The sequence below is a fragment of the Bacillus glycinifermentans genome, assembly GCF_001042475.2.
Classification (GTDB): Bacteria; Bacillota; Bacilli; order Bacillales; family Bacillaceae; genus Bacillus; species Bacillus glycinifermentans.
Genome location: NZ_LECW02000001.1, coordinates 107,015 through 124,101 on the forward strand (window position 1 = coordinate 107,015; position 17,087 = coordinate 124,101).

Annotated in this window: 14 protein-coding genes; 13 read left to right on the plus strand and 1 reads right to left on the minus strand. The window is 47.0% G+C overall.

Going from position 1 to position 17,087, the window contains the following annotated elements; all coding sequences use genetic code 11:
* Nucleotides 1–27 precede the first annotated feature (27 nt).
* From kdgD to AB447_RS00625, 12 genes are all read left to right on the plus strand, one after another.
* Nucleotides 28–954 carry a 5-dehydro-4-deoxyglucarate dehydratase gene (gene kdgD / locus AB447_RS00570; RefSeq protein WP_048354487.1) on the plus strand — a complete coding sequence of 309 codons (927 nt, stop codon included), beginning with the start codon at nt 28–30 and terminating at the stop codon, nt 952–954.
* Nucleotides 955–972: 18 nt separating this feature from the next.
* Nucleotides 973–2,439, plus strand: a complete 1,467-nt coding sequence (gene gucD, locus AB447_RS00575) for an alpha-ketoglutaric semialdehyde dehydrogenase GucD (RefSeq protein ID WP_048354486.1) — start codon at nt 973–975, stop codon at nt 2,437–2,439.
* Nucleotides 2,440–2,514: 75 nt separating this feature from the next.
* Entirely contained in the window at nt 2,515–3,873 is a 1,359-nt protein-coding gene (locus AB447_RS00580; RefSeq protein WP_057957384.1) for an MFS transporter, read from the plus strand.
* Between the two features lie 31 nt (nt 3,874–3,904).
* Nucleotides 3,905–5,269, plus strand: a complete 1,365-nt coding sequence (gudD, locus tag AB447_RS00585; RefSeq protein WP_048354485.1) for a glucarate dehydratase — start codon at nt 3,905–3,907, stop codon at nt 5,267–5,269.
* Nucleotides 5,270–5,376: 107 nt separating this feature from the next.
* Entirely contained in the window at nt 5,377–6,090 is a 714-nt protein-coding gene (locus AB447_RS00590; RefSeq protein WP_411801411.1) for a FadR/GntR family transcriptional regulator, read from the plus strand.
* A 76-nt stretch (nt 6,091–6,166) separates the two neighbouring features.
* Nucleotides 6,167–7,702, plus strand: a complete 1,536-nt coding sequence (gene garD / locus AB447_RS00595; protein WP_057957385.1) for a galactarate dehydratase — start codon at nt 6,167–6,169, stop codon at nt 7,700–7,702.
* 514 nt (nt 7,703–8,216) lie between these two features.
* The gene (locus tag AB447_RS00600) at nt 8,217–8,927 is read left to right on the plus strand and encodes a hypothetical protein (RefSeq protein WP_048354483.1); all 711 of its coding nucleotides are present in this window, start codon (nt 8,217–8,219) and stop codon (nt 8,925–8,927) included.
* Nucleotides 8,917–10,809 carry a DUF6792 domain-containing protein gene (locus tag AB447_RS00605; protein WP_048354482.1) on the plus strand — a complete coding sequence of 631 codons (1,893 nt, stop codon included), beginning with the start codon at nt 8,917–8,919 and terminating at the stop codon, nt 10,807–10,809. The genes AB447_RS00600 and AB447_RS00605 overlap by 11 nt, the downstream gene beginning before the upstream one ends.
* Nucleotides 10,810–10,818: 9 nt before the next feature.
* Nucleotides 10,819–11,175, plus strand: a complete 357-nt coding sequence (locus AB447_RS00610; protein ID WP_231592078.1) for a hypothetical protein — start codon at nt 10,819–10,821, stop codon at nt 11,173–11,175.
* A gap of 118 nt (nt 11,176–11,293) precedes the next feature.
* Complete coding sequence (locus AB447_RS00615; protein ID WP_048354481.1) at nt 11,294–12,367, plus strand: DUF3900 domain-containing protein; 1,074 nt, start codon at nt 11,294–11,296, stop codon at nt 12,365–12,367.
* A 121-nt stretch (nt 12,368–12,488) separates the two neighbouring features.
* Complete coding sequence (locus tag AB447_RS00620; RefSeq protein WP_048354480.1) at nt 12,489–13,649, plus strand: DUF4885 family protein; 1,161 nt, start codon at nt 12,489–12,491, stop codon at nt 13,647–13,649.
* Nucleotides 13,650–13,950: 301 nt separating this feature from the next.
* A complete protein-coding gene (locus AB447_RS00625) occupies nt 13,951–14,838 on the plus strand; it encodes a macrolide 2'-phosphotransferase (RefSeq protein WP_048354508.1) in 888 nt (295 codons plus the stop codon).
* A gap of 50 nt (nt 14,839–14,888) precedes the next feature.
* Here AB447_RS00625 and AB447_RS00630 read toward each other — a convergent pair whose 3' ends face one another.
* Entirely contained in the window at nt 14,889–15,308 is a 420-nt protein-coding gene (locus AB447_RS00630) for a MarR family winged helix-turn-helix transcriptional regulator (protein WP_048354479.1), read from the minus strand.
* A 263-nt stretch (nt 15,309–15,571) separates the two neighbouring features.
* Here AB447_RS00630 and AB447_RS00635 point away from each other — a divergent pair, with 263 nt between their 5' ends.
* On the plus strand, nt 15,572–17,083 hold the full coding sequence (locus tag AB447_RS00635) for a class I adenylate-forming enzyme family protein (RefSeq protein ID WP_048354478.1): 1,512 nt from the start codon (nt 15,572–15,574) through the stop codon (nt 17,081–17,083).
* The last annotated feature ends 4 nt before the right edge of the window (nt 17,084–17,087 follow it).

Genomic DNA, 17,087 nt, shown 5'->3' on the forward strand with positions numbered 1-17,087 from the left:
AATAAGCAATTTAGGGGGACTGCAGATATGAGTCAAATTCGGAAGGCACCGGAGGGGATACTTGGTTTTCCGGTTGCGCCCTTCAATGGACAAGGGAAGCTGGAGGAAGAAGCATTGTTTCAAAACATTCAATTTTTGTTGGATGAAGGGCTGGAAGCGATTTTCATCGCTTGCGGGTCCGGTGAATTTCAATCGCTCAGCAGGGCGGAATACGAACAAATGGTTGAAATCGCCGTTTCGGCGGCCGGCGGGAAGGTTCCTGTCTACACCGGGGTCGGCGGAAACTTAAGCACGGCGGTCGAATGGGCGGAATTATCCGCTGAAAAAGGCGCGGACGGATATCTGATCCTGCCTCCCTACCTGATCAAAGGCGAGCAGGAGGGGCTTTATCAATATACGAAAACGATCATCGAAAGCACAGATTTAAATGCGATTATCTACCAGCGCGATCATGCCGTTCTTACACTCGGGCAAGTTGAGCGGCTGACGGAGCTCAAGCAGCTTGTCGGTCTAAAAGACGGGGCGGGGGATATGGATTTAAACATCAGTTTGTCATATACGCTTGGAGACCGGCTCGGGTTGTTGAACGGCATGCCGATGGCCGAAGTAACGATGCCTGCATACGCTCCGATCGGTTTTACGTCGTATTCATCAGCGATTTCAAACTACATTCCCCACATTTCGAGAATGTTTTACGAGGCATTGTTAAACGGCAACAAACAGCTTGCGAAGGATCTGTATAAACACGTGATCCTGCCGATCAATGACATTCGCAAGCAGCGGAAGGGATATGCCGTTTCCCTCATTAAAGCAGGCATGGAAATCATGGGGCTGAATGTGAAAAATGTTGCCAGACCGCCGATTGTGCCGGTTGAAAAAGACCATTGCCGCCAGCTCGAAACCATCTTGAAGAACGCGATGGACCGCTATCCGAAAAAAACGGCAGCCATCTAAATTAAAGGAGGAATCAGAATGCCCGTTACAACGGAACACAAAACGTATTTGAACTTTATCAACGGGGAATGGGTGAAAGCCGAATCAGGCTCGTTGGAAAAAGTAGTAAACCCCGCAGACACACGCGATGTCGTCGGTTTTGTGCAAAAGTCCTCAAGCGAAGACGTCGATCGGGCCGCAGCGGCCGCAAACGAAGCGAAAACAGCTTGGAGAAAGCTGTCCGGAGCCGAGCGCGGCCAATATTTATATAAAGCAGCGGACATCATGGAGCGGCGCCTTGATGAAATTGCCGAATGCGCAACGCGCGAAATGGGAAAAACGCTGCCTGAAGCAAAAGGCGAGACAGCCCGCGGAATTGCAATTCTGAAATTCTATGCAGGAGAAGGCATGCGCAAAACGGGAGACGTGATCCCGTCGACTGACAAAGACGCGCTCATGTTTACCGACAGGGTACCGCTCGGAGCCGTAGGGGTGATTGCCCCATGGAATTTTCCGGTGGCGATTCCGATATGGAAAATGGCGCCTGCGCTCATTTATGGAAATACGGTCGTCATCAAGCCGGCGACCGAAACGGCCGTCACATGCCTAAAGATCATATCGTGCTTTGAGGAAGCCGGATTTCCTGCTGGGGTCGTCAATGCAGTGACAGGGCCGGGCTCTGAAGTCGGCCGGCGGCTGGCGGAGCATCCTGGGATTAGCGGCGTTACCTTTACCGGCTCCAATCAAACCGGAAAGATCATCGGGCGCATCGCATTTGAGCGAGGGGCGAAATTCCAGCTTGAAATGGGCGGAAAAAACCCGGTTATCGTAGCAAATGACGCCGATCTTGATGCCGCGGCGGAAGCGGCGGTGAGCGGAGCGTTTCGCTCAACAGGACAAAAATGCACGGCAACAAGCCGCGTCATCGTTCAAAGCGGGGTGTATGACCGTTTCAAAGAAAAGCTGATCCAGCGAACGAAAGACATCACGATCGGCGACAGCTTAAAAGAAGACGTCTGGATGGGACCGATTGCGAGCAAACAGCAGCTTGACAACTGCCTGTCCTATGTTGAAAAAGGAAAGCAGGAAGGGGCTGAGCTCATTTTTGGCGGAGAGAGGCTGACCGAAGGAAAATATGAAAACGGCTACTATATCAGTCCGGCCATTTTCGATCAAGTGACACAAGAGATGACGATTGCCCGGGAAGAAATCTTCGGACCTGTCATCGCGTTAATCAAAGCGGACACGATAGAAGAAGCGATAAAGATCGCAAATGATGTGGAATACGGCTTAAGCGCCTCGATTTTCACGGAAAACATCGGTCATATGCTGTCATTTATCAATGATATGGAAGCCGGGCTCATTCGGGTAAACGCGGAAAGCGCCGGTGTCGAACTGCAGGCGCCGTTCGGCGGCCTCAAACAATCGAGTTCTCATTCCCGGGAACAAGGAGAGGCGGCCAAAGAATTTTTCACAGCCGTCAAAACTGTTTTTATCAAGCGGTAATTTGGTTCGAAAGGGGCCTTGGGCGCCTCTTTCTTACCTCTCGTTTCAATACAAATGAATAAAGGAGATGATGCTATGAAGAAAAATCATCCCGCAGGCAGAAAAAGCTCAGTCCGTTGGTTTATCGTGTTCATGCTGTTTTTCGTTACGGCGGTTAACTATGCTGACCGCGCGACCCTTTCGATTGTCGGCGATACCGTTCAGCATGAGCTCGGCTTAAGCCCGGTTGCGATGGGATATGTTTTCTCGGCGTTTGGCTGGGCTTATGTGGTCGGGCAAATCCCGGGTGGATGGCTGCTCGACCGCTTTGGTTCAAAAATGGTCATCGCCGCCAGTATCTTCTTTTGGTCATTATTTACCCTGCTCCAGGGGACGCTCGGATTTTTTGCCGCCGGAACGGCCATCGTCCTGTTGTTTGCTCTCCGCTTTCTCGTCGGGTTGTCGGAAGCGCCGTCCTTTCCGGGAAACGGCAGGGTGGTTGCCGCATGGTTTCCAAGCTCTGAGCGCGGAACGGCGTCCGCTATCTTTAATTCGGCCCAATATTTTGCCCTGGTCATTTTCTCTCCCGTCATGGGATGGCTCGCCCATTCTTTCAGCTGGCATACCGTTTTCGTGATCATGGGCGTTTTAGGAATCATGATGTCTTTTGTCTGGCTGAAAACGGTCTATGAACCTAAGAAACATCCAAGAATCAACGAAGCGGAACTCGCCTATATCGCAGACGGCGGCGGACTCGTCTCGATGGATGAAGGAAAAAAAGAGAAGAAGGACAGAAAACCGCAATGGCCCTACATCAAACAGCTCCTAAGCAGCCGCATGCTGATCGGGGTCTATATCGCCCAATATTGCATCACCACCTTGACCTACTTCTTTCTGACATGGTTTCCGGTTTATCTCGTTCAGGCGCGCGGCATGTCGATCCTCGAAGCCGGAATCGTCGCATCTCTGCCCGCAATATGCGGATTTTTAGGCGGTGTGCTTGGCGGACTTTTCTCCGATTTCCTTTTGAAAAAAGGCTTCTCTTTAACGGCTGCGAGAAAAACGCCGATCATCCTCGGCATGTTGATGTCATGCAGCATGATCATCTGCAATTATGCCGATTCAGCATGGCTTGTCGTCTTTATCATGTCGCTCGCGTTCTTTGGAAAGGGCTTCGGCGCGTTGGGCTGGGCTGTCGTCTCGGATACTTCCCCAAAGGAGTGCGCGGGTTTAAGCGGGGGCATCTTCAATACATTTGGAAATATCGCGTCGATTACTACTCCCATTATCATCGGCTATATTGTTAACAGTACGGGATCGTTTAACGGTGCGCTTGTGTTTGTCGGTGCAAATGCGATTGCCGCCGTGCTGAGCTATGTATTTCTCGTCGGCCCGATCAAGCGCGTTGTGCTGAAGGAGGAAGAACCGAAAACTGATGCATCTTTGACAATCTAAATGTAAGCGCTTCAATAAGAGGAGGGTTAAAATGAATTCACACATTCAGCAGATAAAAGAAGAAAAAAGCACCGCCGCGCCGTCGATTGTCGGCATGAAAGTCATCCCTGTTGCAGGCCGCGACAGCATGCTGTTGAATTTAAGCGGTGCACACGGCCCGTTTTTCACGCGAAACCTTGTCATTTTAAAGGATTCATCAGGTGCGGTCGGCGTCGGCGAGGTGCCGGGCGGTGAGAGAATCCGCCATACGCTGGAACAGGCGAAGCAGCTTGTGATGGATCAATCGATCGGTGCGTTTCAGTCGATTTTGCAGTCAGTCAAAAACCGGTTTGGCGATCTGGATGCAGAGGGCCGCGGAATGCAAACCTTTGACCTGCGGACGGCGATCCATGCGGTAACGGCTCTGGAAGCGGCTTTACTCGATTTATTGGGCAAGTTTCTCGGCGTGCCGGCTGCGGCGCTGTTAGGCGAAGGACAGCAGCGGGACAAGGTAAAGATGCTCGGGTACTTGTTTTATATCGGCGACCGGAGGCGGACCACGCTTTCTTACATCAGCGAACAAGATGCAAAAGACGAGTGGTTCCGCCTCCGCCGCGAAGAAGCGCTGACACCGGAAGCGATCGTTCGTCTCGCGGAAGCGGCGCATGACCGCTACGGATTTCGCGATTTTAAACTAAAGGGCGGCGTCCTCGAAGGAGAAAAAGAAATCGAGGCAGTCACAGCTTTGGCAAAACGGTTCCCTGAAGCGAGAATCACCCTCGATCCGAACGGGGCATGGTCGCTCACCGAAGCGATTGAGCTTTGCAAAGGCAAGCATGACGTACTGGCATATGCCGAAGACCCGTGCGGCGCAGAAGATGGCTATTCGGCGCGGGAAATCATGGCGGAATTCCGCCGCGTGACAGGTCTTCCGACCGCTACCAACATGATCGCCACCGACTGGCGGCAAATGGGGCACGCCATTCAATTGCACGCCGTGGATATTCCGCTCGCTGATCCGCATTTCTGGACGATGCAAGGTTCTGTACGGGTGGCTCAAATGTGCCGCGATTGGGGGCTGACCTGGGGCTCCCATTCGAATAATCATTTTGACATCTCTCTTGCGATGTTTACGCATGTTGCAGCAGCCGCCCCGGGCCGGATAACAGCGATCGATACGCATTGGATATGGCAGGACGGGCAGCACTTGACGAAGGAGCCGTTTGCCATTAAGGACGGCCATGTTCAAGTCCCTGATAAGCCGGGGCTCGGCATTGAACTTGACATGGAACAGGTTGAGAAGGCTCATGCACTTTATAACAAAATGAATTTTGGGGCAAGAGACGATGCCGCCGCTATGCAGTTTTTGATCGAAAATTGGACGTTTGACCATAAACGCCCGAGCCTTGTCCGGTAAAAGCAAGCGATTCTGCGGTATTCATCCCCATATCAACGTTGTCATATGCTGTATTTTGTCTTACAATATGAGCAACTGAAAGGGGGATCACATCCGTGGAAGAAGATATGGAGACATTACAAGTAGAATCAGTAAATCGCAAAACATTGGCAAAACAGGTTGTTGAGCGGATCGTCCATTTACTGTCAAGCGGTCAAATGAAACCCGGCGATAAACTGCCGACGGAAATCGAATTAATGGAAATTTTAAACGTCAGCAGACCTGTCCTCAGGGAAGCGTTAATTTCTCTTGAAACGCTCGGCGTCATCAAAAGAAAAACCCGCGACGGCACGTATTTTAACGACAAAATCGGCATCCAGCCGTTCAATGTCATGCTGGCTTTGGCAGTTGACAATTTGCCTGCCATTATTGAAGCGCGCATGGCGCTTGAACTCGGTCTGGTGACGATCGCCGCGGAAAAAATAGATGATAGCCAGCTTGCGAGGCTGAAGGAAACGATCGATATAATCGCAAATAGCACAGATAACGATTACGGCGAAGCGGATAAGGAATTTCACCGGATCATTGCGTTAAGCGCGAATAACCCGGTAGTGGAAGGCATGATTCAGTCACTCTTGATGACGCACGCGAAAATAGACAGCCAGATCCCGTACAGGGAGAGGGACCGGACCGTCGAATATCATTCGAATATTTTGAAGGCCCTCGAACAAAGAGATCCTTATCAAGCCTATCACCATATGTATGAACACTTAAAATTTGTGCGCGACAAAATTCTAATAGGTCTTGACCAAGAAAAAGGCGGAGATGAAAAGGGAAATTGATGCTTGAGATATAAGACAGCCGCGGTTCATTTGACAGCGCTTTCAACAAATCGCAAAGGGGAGTTGATGTTGAACTATGGCTGTACAAGTAAACCGGCAAGAAACCCCGCGTTACATTCAGGTGAATCCGAAGGACAATACGGCAATCATCGTTAATACCGGGGGACTGAAGGAGGGAACCGTATTCCTCTGCGGACTTGAGCTAAAAGAACGCGTTCCCGAAGGACATAAAGTCGCTTTAGCAGATATCGAAAAAGGCGGGGCGATTGTCCGCTACGGCGAAATTATCGGCTACGCCGCAGAGCCCATTCAAAAAGGCACATGGATTTCTGAATCGATGCTTGAGCTTCCGGAAGCCCCGGATTTAGAAGAACTGCCGATTGCTACAAAGGTTCCGACGTCCATGCCGCCCCTTGAAGGCTATACATTTGAAGGATATCGAAATGAAGACGGCAGCGCCGGAACGAGAAACGTCCTCGGGATCATGACGAGCGTCCAATGCGTAAGGGGCGTTCTTGATTACGCGGTCAAACGGATCAAAGAAGAGCTCCTTCCGAAATACCCAAATGTCGATGGAGTAGCGGCAATAAACCACCAGTACGGATGCGGGGTTGCCATCAATGCCCCCGAAGCCGCCATTCCGATTCGCACGATTCAAAATATTGCGAGGCATCCCAATTTTGGCGGCCAGGCGATGATCATCGGCCTCGGCTGCGAAAAGCTGCTTCCCGCAAGGATCACACCGGACGGCGGTTCGGAGAACATCCTTTTGCTGCAAGAGCGCCAAGGGTTTTCGCAAATGGTTCAATCCATTATGGACATGGCCGAAGAACGCTTGAAAAGACTGAACGAGCGAAAACGGGAAACATGCCCTGTTTCCGATCTGGTCATCGGTCTGCAATGCGGGGGAAGCGATGCATTTTCAGGAGTCACCGCCAATCCTGCGGCGGGGTATGCGGCAGATCTGCTGGTCCGGGCAGGGGCGACGGTTTTATTTTCCGAAGTAACAGAAGTACGCGATGCTGTCCATTTATTAACCCCGCGGGCTGTAAACGAGGAAGTCGGACGTGCGCTTATCAGGGAAATGGCCTGGTATGACCGGTATCTCCAAAGGGGCGAAGCGGACCGGAGCTCCAACCCGTCCCCCGGCAATAAAAAAGGCGGACTGGCAAATGTCGTGGAAAAATCGCTCGGATCGATTGCGAAGTCGGGCAGCAGTCCGATAAACGGCGTATTGGCGCCAGGCGAAAGGGCCGAACAGAAAGGCCTCGTTTTTGCGGCGACACCCGCAAGCGATTTTGTCTGCGGAACGCTGCAGCTGGCTTCAGGAATGCACCTTCAGGTTTTCACAACCGGCAGGGGAACGCCGTACGGATTGGAAATGGCGCCTGTCATCAAAGTCTCGACGAGGCAATCATTATCGGAAGATTGGCACGATTTGATCGATATCAATGCCGGACGGATCGCCACCGGTGAAGCGTCAATAGAAGAAGTCGGCTGGGATCTCTTCCGAATGATTCTTGATGTCGCAAGCGGCCGCAAACAGACGTGGGCCGAACATTGGGGGCTGTATAATGACTTATGTCTGTTCAATCCAGCGCCTGTGACGTGATCGAAGACCACCCTATAGCAGACTATAGGGTGGTTTTAATAATGGGATAAAAGAAGAGACGCAAGCTCAAAAAATTTCTTATTGTGCGCAACATCCGATACTTCAAACAGAATCATAGCCAAAAATATATTTATGAAACTTCATATAAATAGTTCCGTATAGATAATAAGTGAAAATTGCTTCGGATTGAAAAAACATTAATATTCACTATAAAGGAACTGCTTGGTGGAATGTTTACCGACAACCTCTTATGAAAAAAATCAGATGAGTCTTTTGTACAGTTTGTTTACCTTGAAGAACAAACCAAAGACCCCTCTTATTCCCCGTCACAATAACCGTTCGGCCTATTTCCTATGCTGATTATCATCTCGCTGACAGAGTTTTCAAGACATTTTTCCTATTCATCTAATTTATTCCATGTTGTAACATAAGAAAGGACCGTTTTCAAGTGGGTCAATCGCATCAAAAATGTTTGAAAGTCCGTTAACATCAGGACCCTTGGAGGTTTTAAAAAATGAAAAAAATGATGATGATGTGTTTTGCTATAATACTAGCTTTTACAGGAGGATGCAGTATGAGCGACAGCCAAAAGAACGGCAATCAAGAAGAAGCCGTTAAACCGAAAGACATGGACCCGAAGGATCTGCCGCAGGTTCCGGCGTTTCAGGATAAGAAAACGAGAGAATACATGGCTTCAACGAAGGAAGTCGGACCCGGATACTACCTGCTTGAGTCGAAGTTGAAGGGGTTTACGATGTTGTTTCCGGAGGATGGGGAATATTCTGACTCTGAAATATCTAATGAAAATGAGTCACTTTACTTTGATAGTGTTGATAAAAAAACAAATATAGTAATGAATGCTTCTATTGAGTTTTATCGCAATGAATCATTTATAAATAATCCTGATACGATGTTGGATATCGTCAGCGGAGAAAATGAGTATAAAGGTGATTTTGATAAACTGGCGTTAAAAGGGAAAGACATTTATTTTGCATCTAAAAAAGAGTCTTTTAATAAGGAAAGTAATCCTTCCTATATTTATCTTGGTTATATAAAATCAACAGAACAAAATTACGTAGGAATAGCATATTCATATAGATTTAGCTGTTCGTCAAAAGTTGATTCATGCAGCCAGAAGCCAGATGAGTATGAAAAAAAGGTAAAAAAAATGCTGAAATCCATTACTTTTAATTTAAGTAAAAAGGGGAAGGAAGATGGGAAGTAAGAATATTTTTGAAAACGAAAACGTGAAATTGCGCTTAATAGATTTGGAGTACAGTTATAAAAAGAAATTTGCTTCATCAAATCCAGCTGAAGTAAAAAAGGCTAAAGAAGAATTTGAATCAGACATTCGTAGAATCTATAAAGAAGAAACTAAACAAGAACTTACCCAAAACATTGAAATTTATACTTCAAAAGAGATTGTTAAACAGAATAAAGAATCAGGCTATGACGGTACTGCTATTCAAATAGTAGACAAGAAACATAATGTTGATCAGCTTCATATTATCTCAGAAGGAAGCGCAGATAATAAAGATTGGTCTTACAACTTTTTTGGATTATTTCTTGGAATTGATGATAACCAATACAAAGCTACAAAAGAATTCACCAGAAATGCAAAGAATAAGGCTGGAAATAAAGAAAATTTGAAAACCTTTGCTTTAGGGCATTCGTTGGCAAATAATAATCAAGTGATGGTTCAGTTAATTGATGGACAATATGACGAGGTATATGGTGTAAATGGTGCACAAATAAGTACAGATCACTTATTAAAAGCGGATAAACATTTAAGATATACCATGCTTGAAAAATTTAAGGTTGATACATTTAAAGAGTTACTCAAAGTTCCAAAATCCAAACTCAAAAAAGCCATCGTCAAATACTACAACGACAAAGGCGTCACCGCCAACATCACCCAGCGCATCTCTAAAGACGATCCGCTCTACGGCGTCAGCGGAAAGGCGGATTTCATCACGTTCGGCGATGTGAAGATGACGGATACGAATCATGATGTGAAAGGGATTAGAAACTTAATCGACCAAATTCCAGACGAGGATGTCCGAAGAATACAAAAATACTGGAGACAGTACTCAAGCGCCTATCAAAAGAATGGTTTTAATGGTTTTTTAAAAGAAGCGGCAGGCATTGACTTGGAGTTGATCAATAACTTTAAGAAGATCAAGAGCCCCAAACAACAGATGATATATATGAATGCAAAAGTCGGGGACTTTTTTAGTATGGCGGATGACATTGCGGCTGAAGTGAAGGAGAAGCTTCCAAAATTTTTGGGGTTTGTCGATACGATTATGAAAAACAAAGACATTATACTCGATCAACTGGAGGCCAACGGCTATATAGATAACGCGCAAAAGGCAGTAATCGAAAAAGACCTCGGGAATATCGATAAAGAAATATCGACACTGAAAAATCTATATCAGCAGCTTATGGATAATAAATTGAATTTCTTTGAATGGAAAGGAATCTTTGATAAATCCAAAGACAGCATTAACCGTTTGATCGCTTATGTAAAGCAGCTGGGAGCAGATACGGAAGGCCTCCTCAGTTTAATTGCGGAAGGCCACAGTATAACGCCGCTTTTAAACGCCTTGTCCAAAAAGAAAGGCATTAGCTATAAAGGCGGGGATATATACTTTTCAAAGAAAGGCAAGGACGGAAAAGAGATTAAGGTCAATCTGTCATCGGCCGTCAGGATTTATCAGGCGGGGATGGCGGCCATTTCAAAAATCGAAGATGAAATCGACCGTTATCAACGCGTGTTTCACCACGAAATCCACGATCATTTCGCAAATAAAAAAGCCGCGCTTACGAAAGCCATTCATGATATGGAAGCGAATCCCTCGCACTACCAATACGACTTTCAGTTTAAGCTTGCCTCAGGCTTTGCAGCTTCAAGCGGCAAATTAAATAAAATCGTCGTTCACGACTCGTACCACACGGCTCCGCTTCCCGAGTGTGACGGCATCATCAGTGAATTAAAAAAACAAACTTCCGAGAAAAAACGGTTTGTGAAAGACATTCGCTCAAGCATTGAGAAGTTATGCGATGAGGACAAGCAAATCTCAGCATTATTTGATTTTAAGGCATAGGAGGATTCAATGAACATGGTAAAACCGTTATTGGAGGAAACTGAAACGGTTTCGGCTACATATATGTTTTTAAGCAGCATCTCGGCAAAGGATAAAGCGGACCGTCTGAATGCACCGCTGAAAAGCATTTTGAAAGAGCTGAACGAATTTGACAAGAAGCTAAAAAGTGAGATTGAAGGGCAAAAAGGCATGATCATCACGAAAATCAAAGAAGAATTGGATCACAAAAGCGAAAACCGAAAAACGGTGATTACCCGGATGAAACAAGATAATGAACAGTTTGCAAGCAGCTATCATGACATTATTGAAAATTTGCGGAAGCAAAGCGTGACGCTTTACTATAAAAAGAATAAGCCTCTGGATTAAAAAAGATGGCTCCCGTGATAAGGAGGTCATCTTTTCATTTTGGCTTCATTGACGGAAAACCGGCGTTTTCCTATACTTGAAGAACTGAAATAACTAGGAAACCGGGTGAATACGCATCATGGAATTTGAAATTCGTTATATTTCATTTTATGTCATACAAGTCGACGGCAAGGACGAGCAGGCCAACAAGCAATTTAAACACTTTCAGACCCTTGATACGGAAGAATTTGAAAACAGCGAACTGAAAGATTTCTTAGACGGGGAATTGAAAAAAATCGTCAAACGGAAAGCGGACCGCCATCCGAAGTCAGAACAGGTGCCGACGAAAATCGGCCGCTTCATTACAGAGCCGGGGCATGAGCTTGATTCAAACCCAAACTACAACCTGTTCCATCGGACAAAGCAAGCTGAAACAAAAGAAGATTTCAATGAAATGAGCGAGCAGTTCGTCCGCACATACCTTGACACGAGCGCCGTCCGCGGCGGCGTGTTTTTAGTAGCATCCGCCGTGCCGCGCAAATATTTCGATGATGCATTCGTCTTTATCATGAAATGCGATTTTGAGCCGAAGGTCGCTTCGATCGCCGACGAATCGTCGTTGATCCGCAAGGTCGAAATGGCGATCACGACAAAAAACATGAAATCGATCCAATATCCGCACATGCCTGAAGAGGGTATGACAGAAGAAAGCGAAGTGAAAATCCACCAGGCTTCGCATGCGCGCTATTTCGAGGATTTTCTGAAATTCGTCGAGTACGGGGAATCAATGCCTGAGATCATGAAGTCGCAGGTTATGAACATGGTGCAGGAGCACGTATATGAGACATTTGAAGACAGCAGCGAAGAGCTCAAGCAATTTGAACATGACATGGAAATCTGGGAAGCCAGCGAGAAGCGGGAGATTCAAGAGCGGCTTGACACCCATCAGGTGATCGAAGCCTCCGCGCAGATCATTGAGCATATGCCTGAGGCAGAGCTGAAAATGAAGCTCGGAGAAACCGAGATTAAAGGATTGCTTGCCGACTTCGGGGACTCTATCCATCTTGCGAAAGTAAACGGCCGCTACGTCGCGCTCATTGAAGCAGAGACGATTTCGTTTGAAAAGGGGAGCTCTCCGGTGGAGTTTTATAAGCCTGAAGGGCTGCATGAGGTGATGGAGAGGATCACTAACAAAAGCGGGGAGCAGGAATAACGGGATTTTGCCGCCGAATGTAGGGCGGTTACACTCTGTGTAAAAAATTGTTTGATAAGGTTAACATTAACACAATCAAGCCGATATAAAACAATAGACAGAGTTGAACAGGAGGGCTCCGATGCGACTGAATCGTCAATACATCCGTACACAGCTGATGGTCCAAAACATGCTGAAAGAGCATGCATCTAAAACAAGCAAAACCCGTTCTTCCCATACTGCTGCGGTATTCGAAAAATCGTCTGCTGAAGGGCTGAAGCAGCTGAACTATTCAAAAGACAGGATTGTTAACAATGCCGGGAGCTTCAGCAGACTGTACCAAACCGCGAATAACCGGACTGTGGCAGATACCGGGGAAGAAACGGTGATTCATGCAAACAATCCCTATGAGTCACAAAGCGACATCTGCACCAAAATCCTTGATGAAAAGTACAGCAGGATCAATGCGATCAACAAAACGAAGCCTGACCCGCTCGGCTATATTAAGGATAAATATAAAAATCCGGCTTCCCCTTATTTTAGAAGCGATTTAACAGCAACGGAGCGGCAGGCTGCATATGACAATGAAACGGAATGGCTGTTCAAAGGAAAGGCGCAAAGCTATAACCTGCAAGATGCTGCATTCCGAAATGTGTCTTTAAATGGCGAAGTCGATGCTGAGAATGAAAAGATATATCAGCGCAGCCAGGTCAACCAGCAGCTTCAAATTTTGCTGGACCGGTATCAAATTGACATTCCAAAGGATACGGTGCTCACGATTTCGATTACGCCGATTGATTATAAAGTTAAGGTCAGCGGTACAGATGATGAAGAACTGATCAATCAAATCGAGAAATTATTAGAAACGGGCGAAAACAGCAAAGAACTATTTTTGCATATTATGAAAAGCTTAAGCAGTGATTCTGCCCAATATTCCCTTGATGCGTATCAAAAATACCAAACAGCCCGCGAAATGTATGAAGTGACGGGCTATCATGTGAAGGATTTGGAAGTCATCGACGGCCGTTTTGTAACGCCTGACGGCCGCGATTTATTAGATGTGTATAAAGAAGAGCTTGAAAAGGATCCCGTGCAAAAGAAAACGGTCAATTATGCATTGGCTCACTATGGATCACAGCTTAGCAAGCTTGCGAAAGTCGGGTATGATTCCATTCCGGATTTTATTTTATCGATTGACTACAGCAATGGATCTTTGAGAGATATAGGACAGAAGAAGACTTATGGAACAGGAGATACGGCCTGGTTCGAAAACTTAAAGCGTCAAACCGGTATGAATGATTAGTTAAAGGGATTGAGGATCATTGGCAAACCTGTTAGAATAAACCTAACTTTACAGAACGGAGGGATTCCAATATGGCATACATCAGATTCCGATTACCGCTAATTAAATAGTGGAACAAGGTCTCTGCCTGTGTGCAGGGTAATCGGGATTGATCTGCCTTTTGATGGAATCTAATATGAGAGGAAAGGGGCGCGATTCGGACGCCTCTTTTTTTGCGTTTTTGAACCGATTTTAAAACAGCACAGGCGGATGGCCTGTGTTTTTTGATCGAAAAACGGGTGAGGAGGAAATTGAATTGAATATGGAACAAATGCTGGGGCTGGCGGAGACATACGGTCTTCAGCTGAAATCTGAAGGTGCGGAGATCAATGAGTCGGGCATGGATTTTCAAGTCGTTTTTGCAGATGATGAATCAGGGAGGAGATGGGTGCTGAGAAGGCCGAGGCGGGACGATGTCATCAAAAGGGCCGCTGCCGAAGGAAGAGTGCTCAAAATGCTTCGGGGCCGCCTTCAGGCCGAGGTTCCTGATTGGCAAATCGATGAGCCGGAATTAATTGCGTATCCGATGCTTGCCGGTGTTCCGGCTGCCGTCATCGATATGGAGATCAGGAATTATGTGTGGAATATGAAGCATCAGCCGCCTGCCGAGCCATTTGTCCGTTCGCTCGCACAAACGCTTGCCGATCTCCACGGGATCGATCATCATGCGGCGGAGGAAGCAGGTGTACAAGTGATGAGTCCAGACGATGTACGCCAAACAAAAGCAGACGACATGGAGCGGATCAGGGCGGAGCTTGGGGTCAGCGAGATGCTGTGGGAAAGGTGGCAAAGGTGGATTTCGGATGATTCGTATTGGCCAAGGCATTCCGTGTTGATCCATGGCGACCTGCATCCGCCGCATATTCTGATTGACAGGGATCTCTGTGTGACAGGTCTGTTGGATTGGACAGAAGCCAAGGTCGCCGATCCTGCTAAAGATTTTCTTCTGTTTCAGACGATTTTAGGCGAAGCGGAAACAGCCCGGCTCATCGGCTTCTACGAAGAAGCCGGGGGACGGGTCTGGCCGGGGATGAAACAGCATATTGCCGAGATGCAGGCCGCTTACGGAATCGAGATCGCCATGTTTGCGCTTTTGACAAAGCAAAAAGAGCATATGGACATGGCACTTGAGGCGCTCGGCCTCAAATAAAAGAAAACCAGGCTGTCGATCGTATCGATGGCCTGGTATGCAAGCGGGCATCACGTAAAAATCTTCTCAATCAAAGCAAAAAAAGTCTCTTTTTCTTCTTCTGACAGCTTTTCAAACAGCTGATCAATCAATGCCTGGCGGTTTTCGACCATCTGCTCTGCGATCCGCTTTCCTTCCTGGGACAGTTCAAGCCAGACCGTGCGCCTGTCATCAGTGTTTCTTGATCTAATGACAAGCCCTTCTTTTTCTAAATGGTTCAGCGCGTTCGTCGTAGCCGATGGGGACAGCGATACTTCCTGCAAAATGTTTTTCACGGTACATGTTCCGTGTCTGTGAATGATCCGTAAAATAAACCCTTTTACGCTTGTGATATGCTTGGGAATCGTTTTTTCATCGATTTCCTTTGAAGATCGCAAAAATTTCGACAAGGCATGGTCTAACAGGTTAGCTTCCATGATATGTTGCTTCATGAAGGATTCCTCATTTCCGTATAGCGGCCTCATTGATTTGTACTAGTCGAACATAGGTCAATTTTATCATAAGTGAAACGTATAGAAAGACATTTTTGATATTGAAAATAAATCCAAATTGTTTTCTTTGATTATCAATTAATAAACAGAATAATTCCAACTTGAAATGGTTTTACAATGGATATTTTTTGTTTTAGAATGAATTTGTACGTCACATCATATAACCATGTGTGAGATACAATGAACAATTGGAGATGAATATTTTGGGTACACTTCAGCAATTAATCAATCACCATATGGAAAACTCAGACGAATTGGCGGCTTTATCCGGAGGAAGCCGGACGTTTACGTTCAAGGAATACTGCGAGCGGGTAAACCAATTGTCGCATTATCTGCTGGAGGCGGGTGTTCAAAAAGGAGATCATGTTGCGATTTTATGTAAAAATAATCACCATTTCCCCGTCATTTTGCTGGCGTCATTGAAGATCGGCGCGACGGCCGTTCCGCTCAGCTGGCAGCTGACATCCTACGAATTGGAGGGGATTTTAAACAAATCTCAGCCCAAGGCCGTTTTTTACGATCGGGAGTTTGCAGACGTTTTATTGCCGCTGCGCCGGCAGCTTGAGCGTTGCATCCTGATTGAAGCAGGCGCAGGAATGGACACCACCGAACAACTTGAAAGCCTTTTAAAAGACAGACCATCCGAGGTTGAGACGGAGCAGGTGACAGAACACGATTTAGCTTTGATGCTGTTCACCTCCGGAACGACGGGAAATCCGAAGGGATGCATGGTCAATCACGGCAGCCTCACCGCGTATTTGACAGAAGTGAATGTAAAAGGAAAGCGGCTGAAAGGAACCCGTTTTCTGGCGAGCCATCCGCTGTATCATATGAGCTCTCTGAACCATGTGTTTCAGGGCGCTTTTGAAGGGGTCGGGCTCTACTTTTTATCTGATCCGGAGCCTGCAGAGATTTTGCAGGAAATCGAAGCAAAAGGCATTCATATGATGATGGCGTTTCCGTCTGTATACACTTACATGCTTGAGGAAATGAAAAAGCGCGAGTATAACCTGTCATCGATCTTGAGCCTGATTTCAGGCGGGACAAAGGTTCCGGTGCGGCTGATTAAAGAATACCATGAACGCGGCATCCAAATGGTGCAGGGGTACGGAAGCACCGAAGCCTGGACGATCAGCGTCTGGAGGCCTGACATGGGCTGGGATAAAGCCAATTCCGCCGGTAAACCGATTCCGCACGTCAGCGTGAAAATCGTCCATCCCGAGACACGCGAAGAGCTTCCGACAGGTGAAGTCGGGGAAGTCGCGGTCAAAAGCCCGTACGTGTTTGAAGGCTATTATCAAAATCCGCAAGCGACGCAAAAGGTACTGAAGGATGGCTGGTTTTACATGGGCGACTCGGGCAGGCTTGACGAAAACGGATTTTTATACATTACCGGCCGCTATAAAGACGTGATTGTATATGGCGGAGACAATATTTATCCGGATCAGGTGGAGGAAGTGATCGAGCAGGTTCCGGGCGTTGTCGAAACGGCCGTTATCGGCGTTCCCGATGAGATGTACGGTGAAGTTCCGAGGGCATACGTCGTGAAAAACGAGAGCTCTCCTTTAAGCGAACGGGATATCGTCGAATTCTGCAAAGGGCGCCTCGCGGAATACAAAATTCCTGACATCGTGTTTGCCGAAAGCCTTCCGAAAAACAGGCTGGGCAAGATCGTCAAAAAGGATTTGCGGGAGCTTGCTGCTAAAGGGCAGTGAGTAT